The 19,958-nt window shown below is 64.9% G+C and carries 16 protein-coding genes; 6 read left to right on the top strand and 10 right to left on the bottom strand.

Features of this window, described 5'->3' with window-relative positions; all coding sequences use genetic code 11:
* Positions 1-195 precede the first annotated feature (195 nt).
* On the top strand, positions 196-582 hold the full coding sequence (locus HWY05_RS23425; protein ID WP_176059800.1) for a hypothetical protein: 387 nt from the start codon (positions 196-198) through the stop codon (positions 580-582).
* A gap of 127 nt (positions 583-709) precedes the next feature.
* On the opposite strand, the gene ftsB is transcribed toward HWY05_RS23425, so the two are convergent.
* The 10 genes from ftsB to HWY05_RS23375 all read right to left on the bottom strand — a co-directional run bounded on the left by ftsB (position 710) and on the right by HWY05_RS23375 (position 12,733).
* A complete protein-coding gene (ftsB, locus tag HWY05_RS23420; protein WP_176059799.1) occupies positions 710-1,144 on the bottom strand; it encodes a cell division protein FtsB in 435 nt (144 codons plus the stop codon).
* 128 nt (positions 1,145-1,272) lie between these two features.
* Positions 1,273-2,556 (bottom strand): phosphopyruvate hydratase, encoded by a 1,284-nt coding sequence (gene eno / locus HWY05_RS23415; protein ID WP_035546460.1) that lies wholly within the window; start codon positions 2,554-2,556, stop codon positions 1,273-1,275.
* Positions 2,557-2,748: 192 nt separating this feature from the next.
* Positions 2,749-3,603 carry a 3-deoxy-8-phosphooctulonate synthase gene (gene kdsA, locus HWY05_RS23410; protein WP_035546462.1) on the bottom strand — a complete coding sequence of 285 codons (855 nt, stop codon included), beginning with the start codon at positions 3,601-3,603 and terminating at the stop codon, positions 2,749-2,751.
* The gene (locus HWY05_RS23405; RefSeq protein ID WP_035546463.1) at positions 3,600-5,273 is read right to left on the bottom strand and encodes a CTP synthase; all 1,674 of its coding nucleotides are present in this window, start codon (positions 5,271-5,273) and stop codon (positions 3,600-3,602) included. Before HWY05_RS23405 ends, kdsA begins: the two co-directional genes overlap by 4 nt.
* Before the next feature lie 171 nt (positions 5,274-5,444).
* Entirely contained in the window at positions 5,445-6,242 is a 798-nt protein-coding gene (locus HWY05_RS23400) for an alpha/beta hydrolase (protein ID WP_176059798.1), read from the bottom strand.
* A gap of 78 nt (positions 6,243-6,320) precedes the next feature.
* A complete protein-coding gene (locus tag HWY05_RS23395) occupies positions 6,321-9,233 on the bottom strand; it encodes a ComEC/Rec2 family competence protein (protein WP_176059797.1) in 2,913 nt (970 codons plus the stop codon).
* A gap of 111 nt (positions 9,234-9,344) precedes the next feature.
* Complete coding sequence (locus tag HWY05_RS23390; protein ID WP_176059796.1) at positions 9,345-10,133, bottom strand: TatD family hydrolase; 789 nt, start codon at positions 10,131-10,133, stop codon at positions 9,345-9,347.
* 67 nt (positions 10,134-10,200) lie between these two features.
* Positions 10,201-10,944: a lipoprotein-releasing ABC transporter ATP-binding protein LolD gene (gene lolD / locus HWY05_RS23385; protein ID WP_035546469.1), complete on the bottom strand. Its 744-nt coding sequence runs from the start codon at positions 10,942-10,944 to the stop codon at positions 10,201-10,203.
* Positions 10,937-12,190: a lipoprotein-releasing ABC transporter permease subunit gene (locus HWY05_RS23380; RefSeq protein ID WP_176059795.1), complete on the bottom strand. Its 1,254-nt coding sequence runs from the start codon at positions 12,188-12,190 to the stop codon at positions 10,937-10,939. The genes lolD and HWY05_RS23380 overlap by 8 nt, the downstream gene beginning before the upstream one ends.
* Positions 12,191-12,487: 297 nt before the next feature.
* Positions 12,488-12,733: a hypothetical protein gene (locus HWY05_RS23375; RefSeq protein WP_176059794.1), complete on the bottom strand. Its 246-nt coding sequence runs from the start codon at positions 12,731-12,733 to the stop codon at positions 12,488-12,490.
* A gap of 163 nt (positions 12,734-12,896) precedes the next feature.
* Here HWY05_RS23375 and HWY05_RS23370 point away from each other — a divergent pair, with 163 nt between their 5' ends.
* From HWY05_RS23370 to HWY05_RS23350, 5 genes are all read left to right on the top strand, one after another.
* Positions 12,897-14,081: a hypothetical protein gene (locus HWY05_RS23370; RefSeq protein ID WP_035546473.1), complete on the top strand. Its 1,185-nt coding sequence runs from the start codon at positions 12,897-12,899 to the stop codon at positions 14,079-14,081.
* A 42-nt stretch (positions 14,082-14,123) separates the two neighbouring features.
* Complete coding sequence (gene recJ, locus HWY05_RS23365; protein WP_176059793.1) at positions 14,124-15,830, top strand: single-stranded-DNA-specific exonuclease RecJ; 1,707 nt, start codon at positions 14,124-14,126, stop codon at positions 15,828-15,830.
* A 163-nt stretch (positions 15,831-15,993) separates the two neighbouring features.
* A protein-coding gene (gene prfB, locus HWY05_RS23360) for a peptide chain release factor 2 (protein WP_156126497.1) occupies positions 15,994-17,098 on the top strand; the annotation gives its coding sequence in 2 pieces (ribosomal slippage) (positions 15,994-16,074 and positions 16,076-17,098; 1,104 coding nt in all).
* Between the two features lie 135 nt (positions 17,099-17,233).
* Positions 17,234-18,760, top strand: a complete 1,527-nt coding sequence (gene lysS / locus HWY05_RS23355; RefSeq protein ID WP_176059792.1) for a lysine--tRNA ligase — start codon at positions 17,234-17,236, stop codon at positions 18,758-18,760.
* A gap of 359 nt (positions 18,761-19,119) precedes the next feature.
* Positions 19,120-19,851 (top strand): glycine zipper 2TM domain-containing protein, encoded by a 732-nt coding sequence (locus HWY05_RS23350; protein ID WP_035546479.1) that lies wholly within the window; start codon positions 19,120-19,122, stop codon positions 19,849-19,851.
* Positions 19,852-19,958 lie beyond the last annotated feature (107 nt).

Here is a 19,958-nt window from a genome sequence, read left to right as displayed (position 1 = left end):
GCTGACCGACGCGGGCTTTCATGCCCTTTCGAGCGATGAGCCGGTTCATCGCTCGTGCATCACGGCAGGAAAATAGCGCGCCGCCCGTCGCCTTCATGGGGTTCCAGCGGCGCGCTATTTTTGATCATTGTGTTGAATCATTGGCTGGCCACGCTGCAAATCATTCGCCCCGCATCCGGCCGATGGAGATCGAACATGAATAAAACCGTTTCGTTGAACCGCTACGCACGACTGTTCGCGGTGTCGGCCGTCGTGGCCGGTAGCGCCGCATTGACCGGCTGCGTGATGGACCCGCCGGGGCCGTCGCCAATTTATAGCCGTTTGCCGGCCGATCAGTCGGGCATGGCCGCCACCGCGCAGCCGCTCACGCCTGAAGAGCGCCAGCGCTACGACGCGATCGATCAACAGGTCATGACCGAGCAGAATCAGGCCATTGCCGCCGAAAACGCGGCGCAGGCGTGGTCGCGTTACTACTCGCCGCAACCGGTTTCCGTGTATGGCAGCTATTACGGCGGTGGTGGTTGGGGCCGTGGCTGGGGCACGGGTGTCGGGGTCGGGTATTCGCCGTACTGGGGTTGGTGAACGCCTCGCCTGGCGGCGCCCACGTGCAGAGGCATCGCCCAAAGAAAAAGCCGCTTTTTAAGCGGCTTTTTTAGTTCTCATGCGACTCACACTCAGCAGGCATTGATCGCGCGTTGCACGACCCGACTCAATGCGCGGGCTTCTTCTCTTTCGCCGCGCTCTTCGCACCGTGCTTGCGATCCGGCTTCGCACGCGACTCCGGATTCGGCACCATATGCAGCGGCGCCGCCGAAACCTCGCCGCGCGTCGACGTCGTCACCGACGGCGTGTTCGCGGCCGGCAACGGCGCGTTCGGCGACACGAACTGCACGAACACTTCGCCGTCTTTCACCATGCCCATTTCGTAGCGCGCCCGCTCTTCCACCGCGGCCGTGCCGTTCTGCAAATCCTGGACTTCGCCCTGAATACGCTCGTTGCGCACTTTCGAATCGGCGTTCTTCTGCAGTTGCTGCGCCAGTTGCTGCTGCAACTCGTGCACGCGCAACCAGCCGCCGTGTCCCCACCAGAGCGGGTACTGGATCAGCGCCAGCAGAACGATCAGGACAGCAGTGACAAGCCGCATGAAGTAAGCACAATAAATACGCGCCGCCCTGCGCTATACGCAGGGCGGCGAGGTGAATCAGAAACGAAGGGTAACCGGCTCATCGGTTAGCGCGGGTGGCGTGACCAGAAGTTTGGCCAGAACACACATTAGCGCAGATTGTAGAACGCCGACTTGCCCGGGTAGCTTGCGATATCGCCGAGGTCTTCTTCGATACGCAGCAACTGGTTGTACTTCGAGATGCGGTCCGAACGCGACAGCGAACCCGTCTTGATCTGACCGGCATTCAGGCCGACCGCGATGTCCGCAATCGTCGAATCTTCGGTTTCGCCCGAACGGTGCGAGATCACGGCCGTGTAGCCGGCGCGCTTGGCCATTTCGATGGCCGCGAAGGTTTCCGTCAGCGTACCGATCTGGTTGATCTTGATCAGGATCGAGTTGGCGATGCCCTTCTCGATGCCTTCCTTCAGGATGCGCGTGTTGGTCACGAACAGATCGTCGCCGACCAGCTGGATCTTCTTGCCGAGCTTGTCGGTCAGCGTCTTCCAGCCAGCCCAGTCGCTTTCGTGCATGCCGTCTTCGATCGAGACGATCGGGAACTTGTCGGCGAGGTTCGCCAGGTAGTCCGCGAATTCCGTCGACGACAGTTGCAGGCCTTCGCCGGCCAGTTGGTATTTGCCGTCGTGGTAGAACTCGCTCGCTGCGCAGTCGAGCGCGAGCAGCACGTCTTCACCGGCGCGGTAGCCCGCTTTTTCGATCGCTTGCAGGATGGTCGACAGGCATTCGTCGTTGCTGCCGAAGTTCGGCGCGAAGCCGCCTTCGTCGCCCACCGCCGTGCTCATGCCGCGGTCCGACAGGATCTTCTTCAGCGCGTGGAACACTTCGGCGCCGCAGCGCAGTGCTTCGCGGAAGGTCGGCTGGCTGACCGGCACGATCATGAATTCCTGGATGTCCAGGCTGTTGTTCGCGTGCGCGCCACCGTTGACGATGTTCATCATCGGCACCGGCAATTGCATGGCGCCCGAGCCGCCAAAGTAACGGTACAGCGGCAGGCCGGCTTCTTCAGCGGCAGCCTTCGCGACGGCCATCGAGACAGCCAGCATCGCGTTCGCGCCGAGGCGCGACTTGTTGTCGGTGCCGTCAAGTTCCAGCAGGGTCTTGTCGAGGAAGGCCTGCTCGGAAGCGTCGAGGCCCATGATCGCTTCGGAGATTTCGGTGTTGATGTGCTCGACAGCCTTCAGCACGCCCTTGCCGCCGTAACGGCCGGTTTCGCCGTCGCGCAGTTCGATGGCTTCACGCGAACCGGTCGACGCGCCCGACGGCACCGCCGCGCGGCCCATCGTGCCCGACTCGAGCAGCACGTCGCATTCGACGGTGGGGTTGCCTCGCGAATCGAGAATCTCTCGACCGATGATATCTACGATAGCACTCATGGTTTCCTCAAGAAATGACGTTGAATTCTTTACTGTGACACTGTACCAGGCGCATATCGCGATGCAGAAAACCGGTCTCCCCGGCAAACTGCTTGCGCGCCGATACGTTCGACGACCATTGCGTGCACTCCCCGCATGCCGGCGACCGGGCTCATTATGCAAGCCGATCGTGACACGCGACGAATGCCTGAATCAGTTGAAATTGCTTTCGAGGAACGGCGCGCGCTTGACGGCCTGATCGAGCGTAACCAGCGTCTCGAGCAGATCCGCCATGCGATGCAACGGCACGGCGTTCGGACCGTCCGACCTGGCTTCGGCCGGATTCGGATGCGTCTCCATGAAGAGCCCCGACACACCGACCGCCACCGCCGCACGCGCCAGCACCGGCACGAATTCGCGCTGGCCGCCCGAGCTCGTGCCCTGCCCGCCCGGCAACTGCACCGAGTGGGTTGCGTCGAACACGATCGGCGCGTGGGTTTCGCGCATGATCGCCAGCGAGCGCATGTCCGACACCAGGTTGTTATAGCCGAACGACACGCCGCGTTCGCACGCCATGAAGCGGTCTTCCGACAAACCGGCTTCACGCGCGGCATCGCGCGCCTTGTCGATCACGTTCTTCATGTCGCCCGGTGCGAGAAACTGGCCTTTCTTGATGTTGACCGGTTTGCCCGAACGCGCGCAAGCATGAATGAAGTCCGTTTGACGGCACAGAAACGCGGGCGTTTGCAGCACGTCGACCACCGACGCGACCTGCTCGATCTCGTGCTCGGCGTGCACGTCGGTCAGCACCGGCAAACCGAGCTGGCGCTTCACTTCCGACAGAATCCGCAAACCTTCGTCCATGCCCAGACCGCGGAACGACTTGCCGCTGCTGCGATTGGCTTTGTCGTACGACGATTTGTAGATGAACGGAATGTTCAGCTTCGCGCAGATTTCCTTCAGCCGGCCCGCTGTGTCGATCGTCATCTGTTCGGATTCGACGACACAGGTGCCCGCGATCAGGAAAAACGGCTTGTCGAGCCCGATTTCGAAATCGCCCAGTTTCATGCTTTCTCCCCGACTTCGGCTGCCGCGCGGGACTGCTGACCCGCGAGCGCCGCTTCGACGAACGACTTGAACAGCGGATGGCCGTCACGCGGCGTGGACGTGAATTCCGGGTGGAACTGCACGCCGACGAACCACGGGTGCATGCTGCGCGGCAATTCCATCATTTCCGGCAGATCTTCACTCGGGGTACGGGCGCTGATGATAAGGCCGCCGGCTTCGAGTTGGGGCACGAAGCGGTTATTGACTTCATAACGGTGGCGATGGCGTTCGTTCACATCCTTGCCATAGATCTCTTCGGCCATCGTGCCGGGTTTGATCGGGCAACGCTGCGAACCGAGGCGCATCGTGCCGCCCAGATCCGATTCTTCGGTGCGCTTTTCGACCTTGCCTTCGCGGTCGTACCACTCGGTGATCAACGCGACCACACGGTTATCCGTTTCCGGATCGAACTCGGTGCTGTTCGCGTTCTTCAGGCCGACCACGTCGCGGGCAAATTCGATCACGGCCAGTTGCATGCCGAGGCAGATGCCGAGGTACGGCACCTTCGCTTCACGCGCATAGCGGATCGCGGCGATCTTGCCTTCGGTGCCGCGACGGCCGAAACCGCCCGGCACGAGCACGGCGTCCAGATGCCGGAGGCCGTCGACGCCGTGCGTCTCCACTTCTTCCGAATCGATGTACTCGATGTTGACCTTGGTCGACGTATGCATCGACGCATGGCGCAGCGCTTCGATCAGCGACTTGTACGACTCGGTCAGGTCGACGTACTTGCCGACCATGCCGATCGTGACTTCGTGCTTCGGATGCTCGAGCTTGTCGACGAGGCCCGACCACATGGACAGGTCGGCGGCCTTCGGCGAGAGCTTGAGCTCTTCGCAGATGATCGCGTCCAGGCCTTGATCGTGCAGCATTTGCGGAATCTTGTAGATGCTGTCGGCGTCCCACACGGAGATCACCGCGTCTTCCGGCACGTTCGAGAACATCGAGATCTTGGCGCGCTCGTCGTCCGGAATGCGGCGGTCGGCACGGCACAGCAGCACGTGCGGCGAAATGCCAATTTCGCGCAGCTTCTGCACGCTGTGCTGGGTGGGCTTGGTCTTCAGCTCGCCGGCCGTGGCAACCCACGGCACCAGCGTGAGGTGCACGAAGCACGCGCTGTTGCGGCCCATGCGCAGGCTCATCTGGCGCGCGGCTTCGAGGAACGGCAGCGATTCGATGTCGCCCACGGTGCCGCCCACTTCGACGATCGCGACGTCCGGCTCGCCGCAGGTGGCCGACGCTGCGCCACGTTCGACGAACGCCTGAATTTCATTCGTGATGTGCGGAATGACCTGCACCGTCTTGCCGAGATAATCGCCGCGGCGTTCCTTGCGGATTACCGATTCGTAAATCTGGCCTGTGGTGAAGTTGTTGGCCTTGCGCATCTTCGTGCTGATGAAGCGCTCATAGTGGCCAAGGTCGAGGTCAGTCTCTGCTCCGTCTTCCGTAACGAACACTTCGCCGTGTTGAAACGGGCTCATCGTGCCGGGGTCGACGTTGATGTACGGATCGAGCTTGAGGAGGGTGACTTTAAGACCGCGCGATTCGAGGATCGCGGCGAGGGAAGCGGCGGCAATACCCTTGCCGAGGGAAGATACTACGCCGCCGGTGACGAAAACATATTTGGTCATCGCTGGATGCTCGCGGGAAAAACGGATTATACCGTAAAGCAGGGTCTCAACCCAGCAAAATCCGAGCGACATCTGTACGTGACTGTGTCATGGCGGCGGCACTTGCGCCGCGCCGATCATGCACCGTTTTTCCGTCACGGCGTTCTCGAGGCCCACGGCCTCACGTCGAGCTCACCGCTCCAGCTCGCGCAACATCCGCTGCACGGCGCGGGCGGTTTCGAGCGGTTTTTCCATCGGATACAGATGGCTGCCCTCGATCCACTCCACATGACCGCCGGTCGCGCGGCGGGTCGCATCGAGACCGGCCTGGCGGATTTCCTTGGACCGCGTGCCGGCGATAAACCCGACCGGCACCGGCGCGCCCCGGGCGAGCCGCGAGCCGAGCGTATGCGGCAAGGTCTTGTAGATCTGATATTCGGTACGGCGATCGAACGCCAGTGCGCGGGCGCCGTCGACCGAAGTTTGCGGAATACCGAAGTCGATGTAATCGGACAGCATGCGTTCGTCCCAGCGCGCGAACGCCGGCTTCGAATGAAAATGCCGCCACGCCTCGTCGCGGCTCGCCCACTGGGTGCGCCGCGTGCGGGTGGCGGCCGCGGGCGACAGGCGTTCGTCGAGGCCGGTCCATTGCGACACGCGCAACATGCTGCTGCGCCAGCCGGCGATCACCGGCGAATCGAGCATCACTACGCCCCTCACCCACTGCGGCTTTTTCAGCGCGGCCATCAGCGACAGATAACCGCCGAGCGAATGGCCCACCAGCCAGACCGGCTGCTCGTACGCGCGACCGATGTCGTCGAGCAGTTGCTCGACCAGATGCGGCCAGTCCTGGGTCACCGGGTAACGCGCGTCGTGACCGATGCGCTCGATGGAGCGCAGGTCGTAGTCGTCGGCGAGTTCGGCGAAGATCGTCCGATAGGTCGACGCCGGAAAACCGTTCGCGTGCGAGAAGTGAATGATGTTTTTCAACTGCGGCTATCTCCGTTCTGTTTTTTTCGAGCGGGGCCGGTGGTCGCCCGTTTTTTGACGATCGGGCCGGCGATCCAGTCAGCGATCCATCCAGTAGCGGCGCTGTACGTCGCGATAACGCTCGAGCGTCAGCGTGACGCCTTGCGTGCCCGAGCCGGTTTGCGCGCCACGCGCCGGATCGACCTCGACTTCAACCCGCACCGCACCGTCCGCATCGCTGCGCCCCAGCTCGATCCGCCTTGCCCGGTAGCGCTCGAACACGCCCGCGTCCGGATGATGAAAACGGTTGCGATAGCCTACCTGAAATAGCGCGATGAGCGGCTCGATAGAGTCGAGGAACGGCTCGGTCGACGAGGTCTTGCTGCCGTGATGCGGCACGACCAGCACCTGCGCGCGCAACGCGTCGCGGGCGCGCGCGAGCAGCACGCGTTCGACCGGCGCCTCGATGTCCGCCGTCAGCAAGGCCGCGATGCGCGGGGGCGGCGTTTGAACGGGCGCGAGAGGTGGGCTCGTGGATAGGTCGGTTGCGGTGTTGGCTGAGGCAACGAACGGCGCAGCCGATCGCGGGCCACCGCCGGAACCGCTCAACGAATCCGATCCTGACCCGTCTGCAGCCCCCAACGTACTGACCCGCAGCACACAACAATGCGCATTGGGCTTACCTTGCAGCGGCCCGGCGTCCGGCCACAACATCGCGAACTCGACGCCGTCCCACTGCCAGCGCTGCCCCGCCGCACAGGGCAGCGTCTCGGCGCCGTGCTGCTTCGCGTTCGACCACAACGCGTTCTCCGGCGCCAACGCCGCCACCATTTGACGAACCTCGATCGCGTCGAGCACGGCGGGCGCGCCGCCCGAGTGATCGGAATCGGCGTGGCTGATGATCAGCGTATCGAGCGCGTTCACGCCACGCGCCTGTAAAAACGGCACGACCACGCGCTCGCCCGCGTGGGTCGATTCCGGTCCCGGCCCGGCGTCGAACAGCAGCCTGTGATGGGCCGTTTCGATCAGCACCGACGTGCCTTGGCCGACGTCGAGCGCGGTTAAACGGAAACCACCAGGCAAAGGTCCGTTGGACGGCGGCAGCAGCAGCGGCAACCAGGTGAGCGGCGCGGCCCAGCGCAACGGCCAGCCGCGCGGCGCGAGACACCAGAGCACACCGACCGTCGCCGCGGCGAGCGTCCAGGCGTCCGGTTGCGGCAACCGCCACAACGCCCACGCAGGACCGGACAGCATCTGCAAACCCGACGTCAGCCAATCGAGCAACGCATGCGCGCTTTGGAACGCGTAGGCATCGAACGGCGCGGGCAGCACGACGCCGGCCAGCACCGCCGGCGTGACGAACAGGCTCACCCACGGAATCGCGAACGCGTTCGCAAGCGGGCCGACCAGCGGAATCTGCGCGAACCAGTAGACAGTCAGCGGCGCGAGCGCGACGGTCACCGCGAACTGCACATGCGCGGCGCTACGCAGGCGTTCGACGAAAGCCCGAGCACGGCGACGCAGATCGGCGCGCACGCTCGACCACCGGCTCGACGCGGCGTTGGCTTCGGCGTCGGCTTCGGCGTCGGCGTCGGCGTTGGCTTCGGCTTCGGCTTCGGCTTCGGCTTCGGCTTCGTCGCCCTCTTCCCCATGGTGCTGTTCGTGATCCTGCACGCGCGGCCGCCCCGACACCGCGAACAGAATCGCCGCCACCGCGCAGAACGACAGCCAGAATCCCGCCGACACCACCGCCCACGGATCGATCAGCAGCACCAGTCCGAGCGCCCACACCAGCACCACCGAACGGGCGACATGCCGGTCACTGACAAACGCCAGCGCGAGGACACCGGCCATCCATAGCGCGCGCTGCGCCGGCACGTTGAAACCGGCCAATGCGGCATGCAGGGCCGCGAACAGCGCGCCGCCCGCCACCGCGACAATCTGCGCGGGCAGCCACAACGACCAGTCACGGCCGATCCAGCCCGAGCGCCGCCACAGCGCGCCCGCCAGCCATCCGGCGAGACCGGCGGCGAAGCCGATGTGCAATCCCGAGATCGCCACCAGATGACTCGTGCCCGTGCCGCGCATCAGCAGCCAGTCGGCCGCGCTGACTTCGTCCTGCGCGCCGATCGCCAGCGCCACGACGATGCCCCGATGCGGCGCGTCGGCGAGCACGGCGTCGATCCGTGCGCGCAAGGCCGCGCGCCAGCGATCCACAGTGACGCTCACACCGTGCGCGGCACCGGGCAATCGAGAAGCCAAAGCCGGTGCGCTCACGTAGCCGGTCGCTCGCACGTTGCGGGCGAGCAGGTTCGCTTCCGCGTCGCGCACGCCGAAGTTCGCGTTGCCGTGCGGACGTTTGAGACGCACCGTCAGACGCCAGCGCTCGCCCGGTTCGAGCGGCGGTGGCGGCGCTTCCTGGGCGATCCACGACAGTTGAATCACGCGCGGGAAGGCGGCGATCGGCGCGTCGGCCGACTCGACCTCGAATAGAAACCGGGCGCCGTTTTCATCGCGCGACGGCAGGCCTTTGATGCTGCCGGTCACGACAATGTCGCGGCCTTCCCAGTCGTTCGGCAGGCCCACGGCGAGCCGTACGTCCGCGCGCCACGCGGCATAGCCGAAGCCTGCGCAGATTGCCGCGCACCAGATGCCGGTCCAGATGGCAAAGGTCCTTAGACGCCGGTTGCAACAGATGGCGCGTATGCGGACGCTCCATGCGCGAACAGACGCCGCGACCCATGCAGAAGTCCGCCGCCAAGCCGTGGCCGTGGCCGTGGCCGTGGCCTTGGCCGTGGCCGGAGCCGGAGCCGCGGCGATATGGGCGGCCGCAGCGAAACCGGCAGCTGCGTTGGTGGCCCTGGCCCCACCCTCACGCGCTCCCCAAACCGCAACAGCCACCCCCACTCCCCCAACCACCACCAACCCAAGCCACCCCCACCACCCCGGCAACACCGCCTGCCGCTGCAACCCGGCCACACCCAACGCAAACCCGCACCACCACGCCCGCATACCGCCTCCGCCCAGCCATCGCCGGACAGCACAACGTCCAACGAACAGGCGTCAGCAAGCCCGCCGGACGTGGATATCGCCCGGCGCGAACCCTTCAAACCATCGAGTCAATTATGCAGAGGAAAGCGCCAGCCGCGGCAACGCGGCGAGCGCGTTAGCCGTTGTGCCTAGGGCGGCTTCGTCGGCGCTCATGCCGCGCAGTTGCGCGAGGCCCGCGCCGATCGCCGGAATCTGCTCCGGCGAGTTGCGCTGTTTATAGATCCACGAAGGCGCGATGTCCGGCGCATCGGTCTCGACGACCAGCGCATCGAACGGCAATTGCTCGGCGAGCCGGCGGATCTGCCGCGCGCGCTCGAACGTCAGATTGCCGCCGAAGCCGAGATGCATGCCCTGATCGAGATAGGCTTGCGCCTGCTGAAAACTGCCGTTGAACGCGTGCGCGATGCCGCGATGAATCTGCTGCCGCCGCAGCCCCGCGATCACCTGATCCTGCGATTTGCGCACATGGCAAATCACCGGCAGATCGAATTCGCGCGCGAGCTGCAGTTGTCCGTTATAGAAAAACTGCTGGCGCGCGTCGTCGAGACCGTCGACGAAATAATCGAGCCCAATCTCGCCGATGCCGACGAACAGCGGATCGTCCAGACTCGCCTCGATCTCCATGCGCAGCAAATCGAGATCGCTGTCCAGCGCGCCCGGCGTGAACAGCGGATGAATGCCGAGCGCGTACGCGCCGCCTTCGACCCGATGCGCCAACTCACGCACCGCCGCGAAATTCTGGCGGCCGATCGCCGGAATCACGATCCGTCCGACGCCCGCCGCGCGCGCCGCCGCCGCGACGGCATCGCGGTCGGCGTCGAATTCGGAAGCGTCGAGATGACAGTGGGTATCGATCCACATGGCGTGTCCGGCTATGCGCGCAGCGTTAGACGATCAGACGATCAGATCGCCGGTGTAATCAGGCCGCTCAAACCGGCACCGCCGGTTCTTCGTAGAGCACGCCTTCGCGCAGCCGCATGATGCGGTCGCAACGTCCGGCCAGCTCGGGATCGTGCGTGACGATCACGAAGCTGGTCTCCATGGTTTGCGACAGTTCGAGCATCAGATTGAACACGGTATCCGCAGTGCCGCCGTCGAGATTGCCGGTCGGTTCATCGGCAAGCACGCAGGCGGGTTTGGTCACCAGCGCCCGTGCAATCGCCACCCGCTGACGCTCGCCGCCCGACAACTCGCCCGGACGATGTTTCGCACGATGCCCCATGCCGACCCGCTCCAGCACTGCGAGCGCTTCGCGGCGCGCGACTTCGGTCGGCAGGCGACGAATCCGCAGCGGCATCGCGACGTTGTCGAGCGCGGTGAATTCCGGCAGCAAATGGTGGAACTGATAGACGAAACCCAGCGCGCGATTGCGCAGGTCGTTGCGTTCGCGCTCGGAGAGTTTCGTGAACGGCTTGCCCATCACGGACACCTGACCCGTGCTCGGATCGTCGAGCCCGCCAAGCACATGCAGCAACGTGCTCTTGCCGGAACCCGACGCGCCGACGATCGCCAGTTTTTCGCCGCGCCGCACGCTCAGTTGCGTGTTGTTGAGCACCTGCACGTTCAAGCCGCCCTGCACGAACGCTTTGGAGATGCCGGTCGCTTCGAGCACGTACGGATACGGCACGTTGTCCTGAGAAGTCATGGGTAAAGTTGCGGTTCGGTCATTCATAGCGCAGTGCCTCCGCAGGGCGGACTTTCGCACCGCGCCAGCTCGGGTAAAGCGTGGCCAGCGCCGACATCGCGAAGGCGATGAGCCCGATCCGGGCGACGTCGGCCGGAATCAGTTCGGACGGCAGTTCATTGATGAAGTACACCGACGGCGGCAGGAATTGCACGCCGAGCACATGCTCGATCATCGGCACGAGCCACGGAATGCTCCACGCGATCAGGCAGCCGAGCGCGACGCCCGTCGCCGTGCCAATAAAGCCGATCGTCACGCCCTGCACCACGAAAATCTTCATGATCGAGCGAGGCTGCGCGCCGAGCGTGCGCAGAATCGCGATGTCGGCCTGCTTGTTGGTCACGGTCATGACCAGCGACGACACCAGATTGAACGCCGCCACCGCGATGATCAGCGTGAGGATGATGAACATCATGCGTTTTTCGATCTGCACCGCCGAGAACCAGGTCTTGTTCTGCTGCGTCCAGTCGCGAATGTAGAGGTCGCCGGACAAGGTCCGGGCGAGCTGGTGCGCGACCTCCGGCGCGCGCTGCATGTCGGTCAGGCGCAAGCGCACGCCGGTCGGCGCGGGCAGCCGGAACAGCGCCTGCGCGTCTTTGATATTGATCAGCGCGAGCGTGCTGTCGTACTCGTAATGCCCGGACTCGAAGATGCCCACCACCGTGAACTGCTTCAGCCGCGGCAGCATGCCGGCAGGCGTGATGGTGCCTTCGGGCGCGACCAGCGTGATCTTGTCGTTGACCTGCACGCCGAGATTGGTGGCGAGATCGGCGCCCAGCACGATGCCGAAGTCGCCCGGCACCAGCGCGTTCAGCGTGCCGCCTTTCATCTCCTTACCGATGTCGGACACTTCCGGCTCCAGCGACGGCTCGACGCCGCGCAGCGCCACGCCGCTCACGGCGTCCTGACGCGTGAGCAGCGCCTGCGCCTCGACATACGGGGCCGCGCCGATCACTTCCTTGTTCTGGCGCGCTTCCTGGGCAGTCAGTTGCCAGTTGGGCATCGACCCGGTCGGCGAAAAAATTTCGACGTGCGCGAGCACCGACAACATGCGGTCGCGCACCTCTTTCTGGAAACCGTTCATCACCGACAACACGACGATCAACGCCGCGACGCCGAGCGCGATGCCGGACATCGACACCAGCGCGATGAAGGAGATGAAGCCGTTACCGGTCGTGCGTTTGCCGGCGCGGGTGTAGCGCCAGCCAATCTGCCATTCGTAGGGAAATTTCAAGCGAATCCTTTTCTGCGTTCTTCGGCTTCGTGCCGCGCACGCGGGCGTGAAGCGCCTGTCGTGCGGCCCGAGCGTCGTGATCATTGGTGTCGCGGCGACGCGGATGGTTCCGGTGCGGCGCGCCAGCTCGTAGCAATGCGCGCGCCACGGCTCACCGCCGCCGCACAGCGCCACCTCTCATTGAAAAGCCGGCCACTGCGGTCGTCACCGCCGATCAAGCGCGAAGTTTGCCATACAATCCCGCGGACTCGCGGACTGCAGCCTTGTTGTCGCCGCTGAAGCAGGTCGCGGCCGCCGCTAAAGCAGGTTATAGCGCTCGCGCAGCCCGTTGATAATGTCCGCGGCGGCCTTGCTGGCCACCCCGCGCGCATCGGCGTCGCGGCGGTCGCGGTGCAGATGGCTGATGTCCCAGTTGCAGCCCCGCTCGTCGTCCTCGGTCTCGTGAAAGCCAGTTGGAATCCAGCCGGCGGTGGCCGGATCGGCATCGAGCGCCTTCACGACCAGCGCGAGCAGTTCCTGCTCGCTTTTGAGTTCACGCGGCATACCCGTCTCCCTCTTTATGAGCGCGGTTCCGCCGCGCGCGGCTGCTGCGACGCCTGGACGGCGGCGCACCGGTCGACCGCCCGCCGCGATCCGTCGAATGGGCAGGCGATGTCAGCTATGTCTGGTCTGCGATGGTCTGAATACTCGCACTCTTTGCCCTACAATGCGCAGCATCATGCACGCCAACCGTCTCCATCTTCTTCTCCCCTTCGCGCTACCCGCCGCAGCGGACGCCTCCACCGCGCTACACGACATACAGAGTCCCGCTCTCGACCGGCTGGTCGCCCGCGCGACGCTGGTGGAACGCGTGGTCGGCGAAGACTTTCAGCGCACGCTGCCGCACGAACGTTGGGTGGCGCGCCAATTCGGCGCGCTGCCCAGCGGCGCGGCCGCCGCCGACGAAGCCCCGCTCGCCCCGTACATGCTGCGCGCCGACGGCGGCGACCCCGGCACGGCGACGTGGGCGTGCGTGCAGCCGGTGCACGTACGCATCGCGCATGATCATCTGGTGCTGATCGATCCCGCCTCGCTCGATTTGTCCGACGACGAAGCCGGCGCGCTGCTCGCGGTCGCGCGGCCGCTGATCGAAGAACTCGGCGTGCGCATCGAGGCGCCGCGACCGGCGCGCTGGTATCTGTCCGGCGACGGTTTCGGCACCTTGGCGGGCGCGTCGCCGCTGCGCGCGAGCGGCCGCAACATCGAAATCTGGCTGCCGCACGAGGCGCATTCCGGCGAACGGTCGCGCGCGTGGATGAAGCTGCAGAACGAAGTGCAGATGGCCTGGTTCGAGCACCCAATCAACGAAGCGCGCGAGGCGCGCGGCCTGCCGGCGGTGAACTCGATCTGGTTTCACGCGCAAGGCGCCGTGCAGCCGGTGCGCAGCCCGTTTGCCCGGGTGCTTTCCGACGCGGCGGCCACGCGCGGTCTGGCCATGACGGCGGGCGTGGAAACCGGCGCGCCGCCGGCGTCGTTCGCGACGCTGCGGGCAGCGAGCGCGGGCGGCGGCATGACTCAGCCGGCTAACGCGGCGGGTTCGGCCAACGTGAACAACGTGACCAACGCGCCGTCCACGCCGCACACCGCCGGCACCGACGGCATTACCCTCATCGAACTCGATCCCTTCTCCGCGCCCTACATCGAGCAGGACTGGGCGCGCTGGAACGACGCCTTCGCCGCGTTGCAAACCGACTGGTTCGACCCCGCGCTCGCCGCGCTGCAATCCGGCGAACTCAGCGAACTCGGCCTGACCCTGTGCGGCGACACCGGCTCGGTGACGCTCACGGTCACGCGCGGCGACCTGCGCAAATTCTGGCGGCGGCGGGTGCTCGCGTCGCTCTTCATCGAATGATTGATTGCACGAGATCGATCGCATGACCCACGGCCTCTCCGAATGACTCGAATCGTTACGCGCACCTGCTCCCCCGTCGACGCCGAAGTGCTCACCCGCCACGGCCTGCATCCGGTGCTTGCGCGTCTCTATGCGGCGCGCGGCGTGTGCATGCCGGATGAAATCGAAACCGGCCTCGCGCGGCTCGTGCCGCCCGCCGGCCTCAAAGGCTGCGAAGAGGCCGCCGCGCTGCTCGCCGACGCAATCCAGCAGAAGCGCCGCATGCTGGTGGTCGCCGACTACGATTGCGACGGCGCCACCGCCTGCGCGGTCGCGGTGCGAGGCCTGCGCATGTTCGGCGGCCAGATCGACTATCTGGTGCCGAACCGCTTCGAATACGGCTACGGCCTGACGCCGGAGATCGTCGCGCTGGCCGCGCGCAACCCGGCGGGCAAACCGGAACTGCTGATCACGGTCGACAACGGCATTGCCAGCGTCGACGGTGTGGAAGCCGCCAACGCGCTCGGCATCGACGTGCTGGTCACCGACCACCACCTGCCCGGCGACGAACTGCCGGCCGCCCGCGCGATCGTCAATCCGAACCAGCCGGGCTGCACGTTCCCGAGCAAGTGCATTGCCGGAGTCGGCGTGATGTTTTACGTGCTGCTGGCGCTGCGCGCGGAATTGCGCCGCCGCGGCGCGTTCGGCGACGACTTTCCGGAGCCTCGTCTGGACGGCCTGCTCGATCTGGTCGCGCTCGGCACGGTCGCCGACGTCGTCAAGCTCGACGGCAATAACCGCGTGCTGGTCGCGCAGGGCTTGCAGCGCATCCGCAAAGGCAAGATGCAGCCGGGCATCGCCGCGCTGTTTCGCGCCGCCGCGCGCGAGGCGCGCAGCGCGTCGGGCTTCGACCTCGGCTTTGCGCTCGGGCCGCGGCTGAATGCCGCGGGCCGTCTGTCGGACATGTCGCTCGGGATCGAATGCCTGACCACCGACGACATCGGCCGCGCATGGGACCTCGCGCAGCAGCTCGACACAATGAACCGCGAGCGCCGTGAAATCGAAGCCGGCATGCAGCAGCAGGCGCTCGAGGACCTCTCGGCAATCGACCCGGAGGGCGCGAGCACCATTACGCTGTTCAATCCCAGCTGGCATCAGGGCGTGATCGGCATCGTCGCGGGCCGCCTGAAGGAGAAATTCCACCGGCCTTCGTTCACCTTCGCGCTCGCCGACGACAGCGGCCAGACCGTCAAGGGCTCGGGCCGCTCGATCGCGGGTTTCCATCTGCGCGACGCGCTCGATCTGATCTCGAAGCGCGAGCCGGGCCTGATCGCCAAATTCGGCGGCCACGCGATGGCCGCGGGCCTGACGCTCGCCGCCGCCGACGTGCCGCGCTTCACCGCCGCGTTCGAGGCGGTCGGCCGCGAATGGCTGTCCGCAGAGGCGCTGTCGCGCACCGTGGAAACCGACGGCGAACTCGAAGACGCCTACTTCACGCCGCAATTCGTCGAAATGCTCGACGCCGCCGTGTGGGGCCAAGGCTTCCCGGCGCCGGTGTTTTCGGGCGAATTCGATATCGCGTCGCAGGCGCTGGTGAAGGACAAGCATCTGAAGCTGCAACTCGTTCGCGGCCGCCAGCGCTTCAACGCGATCTGGTTCAACCACACCGACACGCTGCCCGCGCGCACCACCGTCGCGTACCGGCTCGCCAGCGACACGTGGAACGGCGTGTCGCGCGTGCAGCTGATCGTCGAGCACGCGGCGAGCTGAACGAGCGGATCGAAGCTCGGGCGGGTCGCTCGCGGTCCCGCCCAAAGCGGCGAAATTCTCCGCAAAATCAACCCCAAACCCGCGCCGGATCGCTCAAGAGTGATCGGCGCGGCACGCCGATCGGCTATAATTTCCCCTTTTTACGAAGCTATAAAAGATCGACATGGAAGCGGAACGTCTCAACGCGATCGAAGCCTCTCTGGTGGACCTGCGCACGCGCGCGGCCGACCTACGGGGGTATCTTTGACTACGACGACAAAGCACTGCGTCTAATCGAAGTCAACCGGGAACTCGAAGACCCGAACGTCTGGAACGACTCGAAACACGCCCAGGCCCTCGGCCGGGAAAAGAAGCTGCTCGACGACACGGTCGGCAAACTCACCGCACTGCACGACGACTTGCGCGACGCGCTCGACCTGTTCGAGATGGCCCGTGAAGAAGCCGACGACGAAACGCTGATCGCCTGCGAAACCGACGCGCAAGGCCTGGAGGCGCGCGTCGGCGACATGGAATTCCGCCGCATGTTTTCGCATCCGGCAGACCCGAACAACGCGTTCCTCGACATCCAGGCCGGCGCCGGCGGCACCGAGGCGTGCGACTGGGCGTCCATGCTGCTGCGCCAGTACCTGCGGTACTGCGAGCGCAAGGGCTTCAAGACCGAAGTACTGGAACAGACCGACGGCGACGTCGCGGGTATCAAGAACGCCACGATCAAGATCGAAGGCGAATACGCGTACGGCTTCCTGCGCACCGAAACCGGCGTGCACCGCCTCGTGCGCAAGTCGCCGTTCGACTCGTCGGGCGGCCGTCATACGTCGTTCTCGTCGGTGTTCGTGTACCCGGAAATCGACGACTCGATCGAAGTGGACATCAACCCGGCCGATCTGCGTATCGACACGTACCGCGCGTCCGGCGCGGGCGGTCAGCACATCAACAAGACCGATTCCGCAGTGCGTATCACGCACATGCCGTCGGGCATCGTCGTGCAGTGCCAGAACGACCGTTCGCAGCACCGCAACCGCGCCGAAGCCATGGCCATGCTGAAATCGCGCCTGTACGAAGCGGAAATCCGCAAGCGTCAGGAAGAGCAGGACAAGCTCGAAGCCGGCAAGACCGACGTGGGCTGGGGTCATCAGATCCGTTCGTACGTGCTGGACAACAGCCGTATCAAGGATCTGCGCACCAACGTCGAAATCAGCAATACCAAGAGCGTGCTCGACGGCGACCTCGATCCGTTCATCAGCGCAAGCCTGAAACAGGGCGTTTAAGCGCACACGGCGCGGCGGTGCCCTGGGTCATGCCCTGCACTGCCGCGCCGCCTCTTTTTACCGCCTGAGGTTTTTACACTGACTGGCCACCCGCATGTGGGGCGTTCCCCGCGGGCCACCGAATACCAAATCATCATGACCGAAACGACCCAGCCGAGTGCGGCGCCCGAAGGCGACGACAACAAGATCATGACCGAGCGCCGCGAAAAGCTGCGCGAGTTGCGTGAGCAGGGCGTCGCCTATCCGAACGATTTCCGCCCCACCCACCACGCCGCCGATCTGCAAACGCAGTACGCCGAGACCGACAAGGAAACGCTCGAAGCGAATCCGCTCGAGGTCGCGATCGCCGGCCGCATGATGCTCAAGCGCGTGATGGGTAAGGCCAGCTTCGCGACCGTGCGCGACGGCTCGGGTCCGATCCAGTTCTTCATCACGCCGGCCGACGTCGGTCAGGAAACGTACGACGCGTTCAAGAAGTGGGACATGGGCGACATCGTCGCCGCGCGCGGCGTGCTGTTCCGCACCAACAAGGGCGAGCTGTCGGTGCGCTGCACCGAACTGCGTCTGCTGTCGAAGTCGCTGCGTCCGCTGCCGGACAAGTTCCACGGTCTCGCCGACCAGGAAATGAAGTACCGTCAGCGCTACGTCGACCTGATCGTCACGCCGGAAACGCGCGCCACGTTCGTCGCGCGCACCAGGGCGATTTCGTCGATCCGCAAGTTCATGTCCGACGCCGACTTCATGGAAGTCGAAACGCCGATGCTGCACCCGATTCCGGGCGGCGCCGCGGCCAAGCCGTTCACCACGCACCACAACGCGCTGGATATGCAGATGTTCCTGCGTATCGCGCCGGAACTGTATCTGAAGCGCCTCGTGGTCGGCGGCTTCGAGCGTGTGTTCGAGATCAACCGTAACTTCCGCAATGAGGGCGTCTCCGTGCGCCACAATCCGGAATTCACGATGATCGAGTTCTACGCGGCGTACACCGATTACAAGTGGCTGATGGATTTCGTCGAGCAACTGATCCGCCAGGCGGCGATCGACTCGCTCGGCACCGCCACGATCAGCTATCAGGGTCGTGAACTGGATCTGGCCAAGCCGTTCCATCGCCTCACGATCACCCAGGCGATCCAGAAGTACGCACCGCAATACACGAACGAGCAACTGGCCGACGGCGACTTCCTGCGCACCGAACTGAAGAAGTTCGGCGTGGACGCGTCGAAGCCGCAGTTCCTGAATGCGGGCGTCGGCTCGCTGCAACTGGCGCTGTTCGAAGAAACCGCCGAGTCGCAATTGTGGGAGCCGACCTACATCATCGACTACCCGGTCGAAGTGTCGCCGCTGGCGCGCGCGTCGGACGCGGCGCCGAGCATCACCGAGCGTTTCGAGCTGTTCATCACCGGCCGTGAAATCGCCAACGGCTTCTCGGAACTGAACGATCCGGAAGACCAGGCCGCCCGCTTCAAGAAGCAGGTCGACCAGAAAGACGCCGGCGACGAAGAAGCCATGTTCTACGACGCGGACTACATTCGCGCGCTGGAATACGGCATGCCGCCGGCCGGCGGTTGCGGGATCGGCATCGACCGGCTGGTGATGATGCTGACCGACAGCCCGAGCATTCGCGACGTGATTCTGTTCCCGCATCTGCGTCGCGAAGACTGAGCGTCGCGCGCCCGGCGCGCCGATGTTTGCGTGTGGTATGCAGCAAAAAACGCCCGGTCGATGCCGGGCGGTTTTTTATGCCGCAACGGAAAAATCGCAGAAATCCCGCTGAAAGCGGCTACCGCAGCGGCCAACGCTTTGTAACCGTCGGTAAAAGCTGCGCATAGCGCGCTATGCGCGCCGCCCTGCCAAGCCCGGCAAACGCTGAAGAATCAAGGCGCCTGGCAGCCGGCGCGCGCCTTTGACGCGGTTTGGGTACGATGATTGCGTGTAGCTCGTTACAAATTGAAACCCTGCCGGAATCGATTTGCCCGACACTGAGTCTCAATAACAGTCGACTCTGCAAGACGGAGGCCAATATGGACAACCCGAACCCAACCACGCAATCACGTCGTATTCACCCGCTCGTCGCTACTGCGGCGGGCGCAATCATCATCGCGAGTCTGGCCGCCACAGCCGCCGTCACGGGTCTGTTCCCCAAGGCGTCGAGCAACGGCGCGCAGAACGACCAGACTCAGGCCGCGCAGGTCACGACCCAGCCGGGCGTGGTCGACTCGGCGGCGCCAGCTAACCCGTCGGCGCAACAACAGCAGCAACAAGCGCAGCAAGCTCAACAAGCGCAAGCTGTGCAGCAGGCTCAGCAACCGGCGCCAAGCGCACCGGTGCCCTCACCCGCCCAGCAGCAACAATATGCTCAACAACAGCAAGGCCAGGCCGCGCCGCAATACGCGCAGCAGCAACCGGCACAACCGGCGTACTGCTCGAGCTGCGGCACGGTAGTCGCGATTTCGGCTGTGCGTCAGGAAGGTCATGGCACCGGTATCGGTGCGGTCGGCGGCGCAGTGGCCGGCGGGCTGGTCGGCAATCAGTTCGGCGCCGGCGGCGGACGTACCGCGATGACGGTGCTCGGCGCGCTCGGCGGCGGTTTCGCGGGTAACTCGGTCGAGAAGCATATCCGCAGCACGACCGCGTATTCGGTGCGCGTGCATATGGAAAGCGGCAAGACCCGCTACTTCACGTACCACGAAGCGCCGCCGTTCCAGCAAGGACAACGCGTGCGGATCGAGAACGGTACGCTGGTGGCAAGCTAGCCGCAGACGGCCTGAGCTTTTTTGGGCTTTTCAGCCTTTCCGGCAGGCGTAAAAAAAGGCGATTCCAGATGGAATCGCCTTTTTCTGTTTACCGCCAGTAGGGTGAA

Origin of the sequence: Paraburkholderia sp. BCC1876 (genome assembly GCF_902833695.1) — a bacterium.
Classification (GTDB): domain Bacteria; phylum Pseudomonadota; class Gammaproteobacteria; order Burkholderiales; family Burkholderiaceae; genus Paraburkholderia.
This window is presented reverse-complemented; position numbering and strand designations above follow the sequence as displayed.

Bases quoted from the DNA above. Each gene is read 5' to 3' on its own strand.
- HWY05_RS23425 (WP_176059800.1), top strand. From the start codon at position 196: ATGAATAAAACCGTTTCGTTGAACCGCTACGCACGACTGTTCGCGGTG.
- ftsB (WP_176059799.1), bottom strand. From the start codon at position 1,144: ATGCGGCTTGTCACTGCTGTCCTGATCGTTCTGCTGGCGCTGATCCAG.
- eno (WP_035546460.1), bottom strand. From the start codon at position 2,556: ATGAGTGCTATCGTAGATATCATCGGTCGAGAGATTCTCGATTCGCGA.
- kdsA (WP_035546462.1), bottom strand. From the start codon at position 3,603: ATGAAACTGGGCGATTTCGAAATCGGGCTCGACAAGCCGTTTTTCCTG.
- HWY05_RS23405 (WP_035546463.1), bottom strand. From the start codon at position 5,273: ATGACCAAATATGTTTTCGTCACCGGCGGCGTAGTATCTTCCCTCGGC.
- HWY05_RS23395 (WP_176059797.1), bottom strand. From the start codon at position 9,233: ATGCGGGCGTGGTGGTGCGGGTTTGCGTTGGGTGTGGCCGGGTTGCAG.
- HWY05_RS23390 (WP_176059796.1), bottom strand. From the start codon at position 10,133: ATGTGGATCGATACCCACTGTCATCTCGACGCTTCCGAATTCGACGCC.
- lolD (WP_035546469.1), bottom strand. From the start codon at position 10,944: ATGAATGACCGAACCGCAACTTTACCCATGACTTCTCAGGACAACGTG.
- HWY05_RS23375 (WP_176059794.1), bottom strand. From the start codon at position 12,733: ATGCCGCGTGAACTCAAAAGCGAGCAGGAACTGCTCGCGCTGGTCGTG.
- HWY05_RS23370 (WP_035546473.1), top strand. From the start codon at position 12,897: ATGCGCAGCATCATGCACGCCAACCGTCTCCATCTTCTTCTCCCCTTC.
- recJ (WP_176059793.1), top strand. From the start codon at position 14,124: ATGACTCGAATCGTTACGCGCACCTGCTCCCCCGTCGACGCCGAAGTG.
- lysS (WP_176059792.1), top strand. From the start codon at position 17,234: ATGACCGAAACGACCCAGCCGAGTGCGGCGCCCGAAGGCGACGACAAC.
- HWY05_RS23350 (WP_035546479.1), top strand. From the start codon at position 19,120: ATGGACAACCCGAACCCAACCACGCAATCACGTCGTATTCACCCGCTC.